This window comes from Pseudomonas sp. NBRC 111138, from assembly GCF_001320835.1.
Lineage (GTDB): Bacteria > Pseudomonadota > Gammaproteobacteria > Pseudomonadales > Pseudomonadaceae > Aquipseudomonas > Aquipseudomonas paracarnis.
The window spans coordinates 21,269-30,418 of record NZ_BCBO01000070.1; the positions used below are offsets into that span (position 1 = coordinate 21,269).

Annotated in this window: 8 protein-coding genes, 1 tRNA gene and 1 pseudogene; 2 read left to right on the forward strand and 8 right to left on the reverse strand. The window is 60.5% G+C overall.

Going from position 1 to position 9,150, the window contains the following annotated elements; all coding sequences use genetic code 11:
* Positions 1-12 precede the first annotated feature (12 nt).
* From APH41_RS29670 to APH41_RS13135, 5 genes and pseudogenes are all read right to left on the reverse strand, one after another.
* Positions 13-942: a methyl-accepting chemotaxis protein gene (locus APH41_RS29670; protein WP_371262625.1), complete on the reverse strand. Its 930-nt coding sequence runs from the start codon at positions 940-942 to the stop codon at positions 13-15.
* Positions 919-2,010, reverse strand: a pseudogene (locus tag APH41_RS29675) (methyl-accepting chemotaxis protein); the annotation flags it as partial. The pseudogene APH41_RS29675 and the gene APH41_RS29670, both read right to left, overlap by 24 nt.
* Positions 2,011-2,307: 297 nt before the next feature.
* Positions 2,308-3,144: a regulatory signaling modulator protein AmpE gene (gene ampE / locus APH41_RS13125; RefSeq protein ID WP_054919386.1), complete on the reverse strand. Its 837-nt coding sequence runs from the start codon at positions 3,142-3,144 to the stop codon at positions 2,308-2,310.
* Positions 3,141-3,704: a 1,6-anhydro-N-acetylmuramyl-L-alanine amidase AmpD gene (gene ampD, locus APH41_RS13130; RefSeq protein WP_054896894.1), complete on the reverse strand. Its 564-nt coding sequence runs from the start codon at positions 3,702-3,704 to the stop codon at positions 3,141-3,143. Before ampD ends, ampE begins: the two co-directional genes overlap by 4 nt.
* A gap of 61 nt (positions 3,705-3,765) precedes the next feature.
* Positions 3,766-5,913 (reverse strand): DUF1631 domain-containing protein, encoded by a 2,148-nt coding sequence (locus APH41_RS13135; protein WP_054919388.1) that lies wholly within the window; start codon positions 5,911-5,913, stop codon positions 3,766-3,768.
* A gap of 245 nt (positions 5,914-6,158) precedes the next feature.
* On the opposite strand from APH41_RS13135, the gene nadC reads away from it, so the two are divergent.
* Positions 6,159-7,007 carry a carboxylating nicotinate-nucleotide diphosphorylase gene (gene nadC / locus APH41_RS13140; RefSeq protein ID WP_034126256.1) on the forward strand — a complete coding sequence of 283 codons (849 nt, stop codon included), beginning with the start codon at positions 6,159-6,161 and terminating at the stop codon, positions 7,005-7,007.
* 170 nt (positions 7,008-7,177) lie between these two features.
* Here the strand turns inward: nadC and APH41_RS13145 are convergent, their stop codons facing one another.
* The 3 genes from APH41_RS13145 to APH41_RS13155 form a co-directional block, all read right to left on the reverse strand.
* On the reverse strand, positions 7,178-7,483 hold the full coding sequence (locus APH41_RS13145; protein ID WP_054919390.1) for a DUF6388 family protein: 306 nt from the start codon (positions 7,481-7,483) through the stop codon (positions 7,178-7,180).
* A 149-nt stretch (positions 7,484-7,632) separates the two neighbouring features.
* Positions 7,633-7,708, reverse strand: a tRNA-Thr gene (locus APH41_RS13150).
* A gap of 64 nt (positions 7,709-7,772) precedes the next feature.
* A complete protein-coding gene (locus APH41_RS13155; RefSeq protein WP_054919391.1) occupies positions 7,773-8,186 on the reverse strand; it encodes a pilin in 414 nt (137 codons plus the stop codon).
* A gap of 201 nt (positions 8,187-8,387) precedes the next feature.
* On the opposite strand from APH41_RS13155, the gene APH41_RS13160 reads away from it, so the two are divergent.
* Positions 8,388-9,150: type II secretion system F family protein (locus APH41_RS13160; RefSeq protein WP_177333565.1), on the forward strand; the 763-nt coding region annotated here is incomplete at its 3' end.

Genomic DNA, 9,150 nt, shown 5'->3' on the forward strand with positions numbered 1-9,150 from the left:
TTCAGAACCTCCCTACACCCGAAACGCACCAATCAATTGCTTCAACTCAACCACCTGGGTTGCCAGTTGTCGACTGGCCGCTTCCGTGTGCTGGGCGCCTTGCGCTGCATGCTCGCCAGCACGGTTGATTTCGACAATGTTCTGGTCGATGTCGTGGGCGACCGCCGTTTGCTGCTCCACGGCGGCGGCGATTTGCTGGTTCTGATCGACGATCATCCCAACTGCCCCCAGGATATTTTCCAAGGCTTGCTGGACTTTTTCCGACTGCCCCACCGTGCCATTCGCCATTTCATGGCTGCTGCCCATGGCCTTCACCGCCGCGCCCACGCCGCTGTGCAAGCGGCTGATCATCTGCTCGATTTCCTCGGTGGAGTGCTGGGTGCGCCGAGCCAGGGTGCGCACCTCGTCGGCCACCACCGCAAAACCACGCCCTTGGTCACCGGCGCGCGCGGCTTCGATGGCCGCGTTGAGCGCCAGCAGGTTGGTCTGCTCGGCAATGCTCTTGATCACTTCCAGGACGCTGCTGATGGACTGGCTGTCGGCAGCCAGTTGGTTGATCACCCGCACCGATTCGTCAATCTCCGCCGCCAGGCGGGCGATGCCGCCTTGCTGGGATTGCACCAGCGCACGCCCGGTGACCGTTTCATCATTGACGCTCTGGGCACTACTGACCGCCGCCGCCGCGCTGCGCGCCACCTCTTGGGCAGTGGCGGACATCTGGTTCATCGCGGTCGCCACTTGTTCGATCTGGCTGCGCTGGCCGGACACCGCCTGGTTACTCTGTGCCGACACCGCCTGCACCTGGCCGGCCTGCAGCTCCACCTGGCTGACCGTATGCCCAACACGTTCGATCAGGTCATGAATCTTGGCCACGGTGCCATTGAACACCTGGCCCAAGTCGCCCAGCTCGTCGCGGCTTTGAGCAACGAAGGTGACCGTCATGTCACCAGCCGCCACTTTGTCCATCATCGCCCCCAGGCGGCGCAAGGTGGTACGAGTGGAGACAAAAAAACCGGCATAGAGATAGAAAATCAACGCAAACACCGCCGCCAGGGCCGTGACCAGCAACACCATATGTAGGCGGTTTTGCGCCAGGCGCTGCTGCAACTGCTGCCCGAGGAACGCCAGGGTGGCGTCATCCAATTGATAGGTCTTGGCCATCAACTGGCTGACGCCGTCATAAAAACCCTGCCAAGACGTATCGAGGGTCTCGGCCATCACCACCTGCTCTTCAAAAAACTCACTGCCTTGCTTGAGGCTGGCCTGGCTGGCTTGCGCAGAAACCTCAAGGGCCGCATGCGCGGCCTGGCTGGCGCCCAGCGCGTCCTGCAGCTTCAAGCCATATTCCCCGTGGAGTTTTTCCAGCTGCTGCAGCAGTTCGTCAAAACGGGTGCTGGAGGATGAATTGATAAAGCCCTGCCCCAGGGAGTACGCGCCCATCGCACGGCCTTCGCCCAAGGCCTGGGTGACTTGAGGGGTGACGGTGGTGATCAGGTCGCTGAGCTGGCGCAGGTCACTTTGCGGATCACGGCTCAAGCCGGCTTGGCTGGCAATGATCTGGCTGAACATCTGGGCCTGGTTGAGTAACTTGCCGATCAACGCCGCTTTGTTGAGCAACGAGGTTTCTTGCTGCTGGGCCTTGAACGCGGCGATCAACTCGTCGCGCTTACTGTCGAAGACGGCAACTTGCTCGGGCTGGGTCGCAATGGCGTGCAGGCCCTGCAAGCGCTCCATCACACTGGCTTCCAAGGCGCTGATCCTAGTCTCCAGGTCTGCTGCTTTTCCGGACTGGCCGAGGGTGGCATTGATCTCTACCTGGTTGTTGAGGGTTTCCAGATCGCGGCGCAACGCCAGGCTGCTGCCGAGCAGGTCGAGACTCTGCAGTTCGACCCGGGTGCCCTGGTATTCGCGCCACGAATCGCGCACCAGGTAATAGTTGGTCGCCAGCATCGGCAGCAGGAACAGCACGCTGATCAGGCTGAACTTCATGCCGAAGCTCAGGCGGTTCATCAGCGCGACGGCGGGATAGAGCAAGCTCTTCACAGGTGACCTCCCCTTCTTTTATTTTTATTGAGGCGCAGGGCGGCGGCAGATAGCCACTATTTGGCGCGCTATCTGTATAGCTCAATTCGAAAGGGAGTTTTGTAACGTAAGGTTAACGGCGTGTCTGGAGGCCAAATGTGGCAAGGGGAAAGCCCTAACGCCATGTAGGAGCGAGCTTGCTCGCGAAAGACTCACAGACGCCGCGTTTATTCAGGACGCACGCGTTATCGTTGACGTTTTTCGCGAGCAAGCTCGCTCCTACCATCAGGGCAACACCGTCCAGATGGCAAACCCGGCATACCACAGCACCGCCGCACGCAGCAGCAGCTCCCACAGGCGATCCAGGCTGTTGATGCCATCGGCCCCCACCACTGGCGCAGGAATTTCCGCGGCGGCCAGGCCGACTTTTTCCACCAACTGTGCCGCGCTGATGTCCCAGCTCAACAGTTCGTGAAGCATCACACGGCTGACCCCGACGAAATTGCCCACCAAGGCAAAGCTGGCCGCCAGCAGGCGTACCGGCAACCAGTCAAACGCGTGGCGCAGTTGCGTGGCGCGCTCGGCCACCAACGGGTTCTGGCTGTTTTCGCTGGCCAGCGCCAACAGGCGGTAGGCCAGGGCGGCCACCGGGCCCAGCAGGAAATACCAGAAAATCACCGCGAAAAAGCTTTGATACGCCTGCCACAGCAGGTAGCCCTGGACGCGCTCCAGCAATTGCTCGCCACTGTCGGCGCCAAGTTTGAGATCGCGTTCGGCCACATGCTCGGCCGCTTGCAGGTCACCGCGCCGCCAGGCATCGCGAAACGGCCCCAGCCCCGCCAATAGATCGCCACGGCCCAGGCTGTAGATCACCACCAGCAAGTGCACCGGCAATGCCAACAGGCCATAGGCCACCGGCTCCAGGACCAGCAACAACAATGCCAGCAATGCCACCGGCAGCAGCACCAATATCAGCAGGATCAACCAGGGGCGCTTGCCCATGCGCGGGCTTGATTCCAGCTTGGCCAGCTCACGCAGCCATCCACCGTCGCGCTGCAACCGCAGGCGCAAGGCCGAGAACTTCTCGATCCACACGGCCAGCACCAACACCAGGAAACTCATCGTTCGTGTCCTCCATCCTGCAGGGCGCTGCGAAAGCGCGCCCAATCAAAAGCGGGGCCCGGGTCGGTCTTGCGCCCCGGAGCGATGTCGCTGTGACCACAAATACGTTGGCGAGTGATGTCTGGGTATGCGGCCAGCAGTTGGCGTGTCAGGTCGATCAGCGCCGCATACTGGGCATTGGTAAACGGTAGGTCATCCGTGCCTTCCAGCTCGATTCCCAGAGAAAAATCGTTGCAGACCTCGCGCCCTTCAAAGACGGAAATACCGGCATGCCAGGCACGGTCGCGGCACGAAACAAATTGCGTCACAGTGCCGTCACGTTCAATCAGAAAATGCGCAGACACTCGTAGGCTCGCAATCCCTTCAAAATAAGGATGTTCTGAGATATCCAGGCGGTTCTGGAAAAATTCCTGCACCTTGCCCGTGTTGAACTGCGCCGGGGGCAAACTGATGTTATGCACCACCAACAGCGAGATTTCGCCTTCAGGGCGCTCGTTGAAGTTGGGCGAAGGGCAATGACGAATGCCCTGGCACCAACCGCTGGCGGGGTCCAACTGCATACAGGCTCCTTGAATGATAAGAGGTGTGACCAGTATGCCGCGTTCCACCCTGCGGTTGCGATCACTTGCCGCGATTGAGTTGCCGCAGGTTGTCCACCACCGCTGCCAGCGCACGCTCGAACAGCGGGCCATCATCCAAGGCGTGCAGGACGCCCTGCTTGAACGCCAGCGCTAACTGGCCCGCGCTTTTCTCCAACACCTTGAGGCCCGCGCGGCTGACAAAAACATAGGTATCGGCGGGCGGCATGATGGCGGTCAATTTGCAGCGCAGGGTACCGGCTTCATGTTGCTGCAGCGCTACCCAGGTACCGGCTCGCAACTGCTTGGCTTTGAGCAGGTCGGGGTCATCATGGGGCAGTGGTTCGTCGGCACCCGGCGGGCCAGCCCCCAGGATAAAAGGCTCACGGACTTCAACCAGCACCTCGTCGTCGAGCGGCTGAACATGCATGGCCTGCAACCGCAGGAAGAACTCGCGGGTACTGAAAGGATCGAAGGCCGCACCGGCCAACCCGTCACGCAAGGCCTTGAGCAGCCCGGGTAATTGCTCGAGCAAACGCCGGCCCGCTTCGGTGTCTTCACGCAGGCCGACGCTCCAGATCAATTCATCCACGGTGCGCAGCGCCGCCTGCCACTGCAGCGATTGTTCACCGTGCTTGAGAACGGCCACTAACAACACCTGGCTCCAGGCCTGCTGCACAAATTGCAGCACCGATGGCGGCAAGGTTTTGCCCACGAGCCGCCGATTGAGCACGTGCGCCACACGCTGGCGCGCCACCTCGACCTGCAGGCGCTCTTGCTCGGCGTCACGGGTGTGTCGCTCAAGTCGCTCGCTGCGCTTGCGCTCCTGGGCTATGAATGCGCTGAACGTGGTGAGCAACTGGGAGAAAATCGCCGGGTCTTCGACGAACTCATTCAGCACACGCTGTACGAGTTGCTCGATACACAGATAGAGGTTGTCCCGTGGGTGGTCATGGGGCGGGCTCCAGCCGATGACGGCGCTCGCCATGTCATTGAGCAAGCGCCGCGCCGGATGCTCTGCGCAACTGAACAGGCTCTTGTCCAGCACCGCCACTTTCAGCAGCGGGATCTGCAAGCGAGCGATCAGCGCCTTGAAAGCGTCCGGCACACCGCTGTCATCGAACATGAACTCAAACAGCATGGCGACCAGATTGGTCACATCTTCGTCTGCCTCTTCTAACACCCTCGACTTGCCGCTTTTGACGCTGCCCCGGGTCAGCAACTGTTCCAGCTGGTTGCGCAGGTCGAAATCGTCCTCGCCACCGGGCTCCGGGACATATTGCTGCAAATGCGACAACAGCCGTAGCAGATCGCGGGTGGCAATCGGCTGCGGCTCGGCACTGGCTTCAAGGGTCGGGGCCACGCTGCCACGCACGGCTACCAGTAACTTTTGCAAGGCACTGAACGCTTGCTGGCCGCTTTTGTCCAGCGGCCGATCGGCCACCGCTTGGCTGGTGTAATGCTGGTGCTCCCGGGCCTCGCGCCCCCCAGCTCGACGGGACGGGACCGTCTTGAGTTGCGGCAATACGCCGGTGGCGATCAGCAATTGGTTGGCCTCGCCATACAACAGGTCGGCATCACTGAGCACGTATTTCTCAAACAGCTTGAGCATGACCAGCTTGACGCGAATCTCCACCCCCAGGCTGCGCCCTGCTTGCAGGAAAAACTCACAAAGCCGCGCAGGGCCCAAGGGGTTTTCAGGGTCCTCCAGGCGCCTGCCGAGCAGTTCACTCAAGCGTGCGTCCAACTGCCCCAGGGCCAAGCCATCACGATGCCGCACCCGACCGAGCATCGCCTCCAGAGCCACGGCTTTTTCCACGTCATCCGCGCTGGTGCCGGGTGCCGCCTCATAAGACACCAGCGGCACCAGGTGTGCACCGCTGCACCGGGCCTGGCCCAGGTTGGCGAACGCCACAAACAGCTGCTCCATGAACACGCGCTCGAAGTTCTTGCGCTTGAGGCGCAGGTCGCGCATGGCCTCGAAAAAAATATGATGGTCGACGGTGCTACGGGCCTTTTCGGCCATTTCGAACAGGGTGTCGTCGGCGTTATCGAACAGTTCCTGCAAGCCTTGCTGCAGCTGTTGCGCAGCCTTGTCACGCACCTGCAGCAACACCACCGGCAGGCGCGCGAGCGGCGATGGCGTGGCCTGTGCCCTGTTGATAGGCACCACCTTCCCGTCATTGTGCATCCTGGCCTCCTGAAACGGCGGTTTTGAGCGGTGGAGAGACGGAGCGCAGGCCCGGCAGGCACTGCAAACACCCGATCACCACCAGGACGTCAAAGCTATGACGCCAATTGCAAGGCGCGAGATTATCTTGCAAACGAGGGCAGTTGCGCCAGCACACTCTGACTTTGTGCGGTAAATGAGTGGCTAGCCTGGGTTAGAACGCACGCTGGCCCTATAATCGAGGCACTTTGTTTGTGGAGCCTGTTATGCCGAACCTCCGTCTTGCCGACCTCACCGCCGAAATCGAAGCCAACGTGCGCCGCGCACTGCTGGAAGACATCGGCAGTGGCGACATCACCGCGCAGTTGATCCCGGCCGAACGGCTGGCCAAGGCCACGATCATTACCCGTGAGGCGGCTGTTATCGCCGGCACGGCGTGGGTGGATGCGGTGTTTCGTCAACTGGACCCACGGGTTGCTGTGCACTGGCAGGTGGCTGATGGTGAACGGGTGAGCCCCAACCAGGCGTTGTTCCACCTTGAGGGCCCGGCCCGCTCGCTGCTCAGTGGTGAACGTAGCGCGTTGAATTTTCTGCAATTGCTGTCAGGGGTTGCCACCCGTGCGCAATTTTTGGCGGACTTTGTCGCCAGCACCCAGGTCAAGCTGCTGGACACCCGCAAGACATTGCCCGGCCTGCGTTTAGCGCAGAAATATGCGGTGACCTGCGGCGGTTGCCACAACCACCGTATCGGGCTGTATGACGCGTTCCTGATCAAGGAAAACCACATCGCCGCCTGCGGTGGTATTGCCCAAGCGATCACCGCCGCCCACAAGATTGCCCCGGGCAAGCCGGTGGAAATCGAAGTGGAAAGCCTGGAGGAATTACGCGAGGCCCTGGCGGCGGGTGCCGACATCATCATGCTGGATGAACTGAGCCTGGAAGACATGCGCGAAGCAGTGCGCCTGAACGCAGGCAAGGCCAAGCTGGAAGCCAGCGGCGGGATCAATGAAACCACCTTGCTGCCTATCGCTGAAACCGGCGTGGACTACATCTCCATCGGCGCGATGACCAAGGATGTGAAGGCGGTGGATCTGTCGATGCGCCTGAGCATCTGAGAAACCATGCAGGGCCGGGCGATTGTGGCGAGGGAGCTTGCTCCCGCTGGAGTGCGCAGCGCTCCCAAACCGTTCATCGACGTACACCTGATGTATTTCGATCACCCAATTTGGGGCTGCTTCGCAGCCCAGCGGGAGCAAGCTCCCTCGCCACAACAAGCCCGCCGTGCCTAGACCACCAGATTATTCATCTCGCAGTACTCGTCCCAATCGACACCCAGCACCTCGGCCGCCTCTTTGTGCAAGGCCAACCGCGCGGCTTCGAACTCTTCCGGCGTCGAGGTGTACTTGAGGGTCAACTCCCAAGGCTGGTAGCCCTGACTCTCGGCCTCATCTTCGAATGCCCACTGAATCTGGTCGCGCTGATCGTCGGCACTCAGGTCCTTGATCTCTTCTTTAAGCTGCGGCGTCGCTTCAAGGTAATGCTTGAGCGCTTGTTCGTGCCGTGTTTCCTGGGTCATCTCAGTCGTGGTCATGTCGTTCTCTTAGATCGAGGAATGGGAATGCATCTGGGTCTTCAAGGTTGCGCAGATACAAAAGAGCGGGGGCAAATGCCCGGCTCACCTGGCCTTCAGAACCATTCTGGGATCATCTGAAAACATTGCCGTTGAAACAGTGGTGCCTGTGGTGCCCGAGACAGGAATCGAACCTGCGACCTTCGCGTTACGAGTGCGCTGCTCTACCGGCTGAGCTACACGGGCGGTGGGCTAAAGCTAGCACTGCATTGGGCATGCAGCAACCAACTCGCTCACCGCCCGGCGACTGTCACGCGCCGTTGGCGCCGCAGCCCTTGGCAGCGTACTGCGGCTCTACCGTGGTGGCACAGCTCCAGCCGGTGGTGGCGCTGCGGGTCAAGGTGATGGTCTTGCCGAGCACGGGCGCGGGCGCGTCCAAGATTTCACAACGGATGGAGCCTGCGCCCGAGGCCACATCGCCTGTCGCTTCGATCACGCAGTTGGCGGTAGGGCTGGCGCCACCGATGAGGGCCAGGGTTGGCACGGTGCCCTGGTTGATGGCGTCCTCATAGCCGGCCTTTAGCGCGCTGATTTCAGCCAACCCCGCCGTGAACTTGGCCTTGGCCTGGTGCTTGGTGTACATGGGCAGACCGATGGTGGCCAAAATGCCGATGATTGCCACGACGATCAATAATTCGATCAAGGTAAAACCTTTTTGACGCATCTCTTTCACTCTCCAGAATAGAACCATGACAAGGCGCATCCTGCGCCCCGTAGTGTGCAACGGCGCCAGTGTACTCATCCCCACGCAGCCGTTCGCCTGCAAGACGCACAATCTGACATTTTATCGCCCAGCGCCAGCCTGCCCGAATTCGCCACCTGACTAAGCTATAAAATCTTCACGACCTGGGTGCGCCAACCTCACATGAACGACACGTCGACAATCTATGCCTGGGAAGGCATCAACCGCAAAGGCCGCCGGGTTTCCGGGCAAATCGCCGGGCATAACCTTGCGCTGATCAAGGTACAACTGCGCCAGCAAGGGATCTGCCCTGAGCGTGTGCGCAAGAAATCTTACGGTTTACACATCTTCAAGACGCGAATAACGCCCGCAGATATTGCCCTGTTCACTCGCCAGTTAGCCACCTTGCTCAAAGCAGGCATCCCGCTGCTGCAAGCCTTCGACATCATCAGCGAAGGCGTCGAAAACCTACAGCTGCGCGAACTGGTGAAGGCGTTGAAACAGCACATTGCCAGCGGCCACCCCTTGGCCGCTGCCCTGCGTCAATATCCCCGCTACTTCGATGAGTTGTATTGCAATCTGGTAGCAGCTGGCGAAATAGCCGGCGCCCTGGAAACCTTGCTCGAGCGCGTGGCGATTCATCTGGAAAAAAGCCAACGGCTCAAAACCAGGATCAAGAAAGCCATGACCTACCCTGTCGCGGTACTGGTAATTGCCACAGGGGTGAGCACAGTCCTGTTGATTCACGTTGTGCCGCAGTTCCAGAACTTGTTCGCCGGGGTCAACGGCCAATTGCCCGGGTTTACCCTGGCGGTCATTGCACTGTCGGAGCTGTTGCAACACGCGTGGTGGATGCTGGCGCTGGCCGTGGGCGCCATAATGGTCGCTGGGCATCACGCTTATCGAACTTACTCGGGCTTTCGCCATTGGTTGGCGGCAGGTTTGT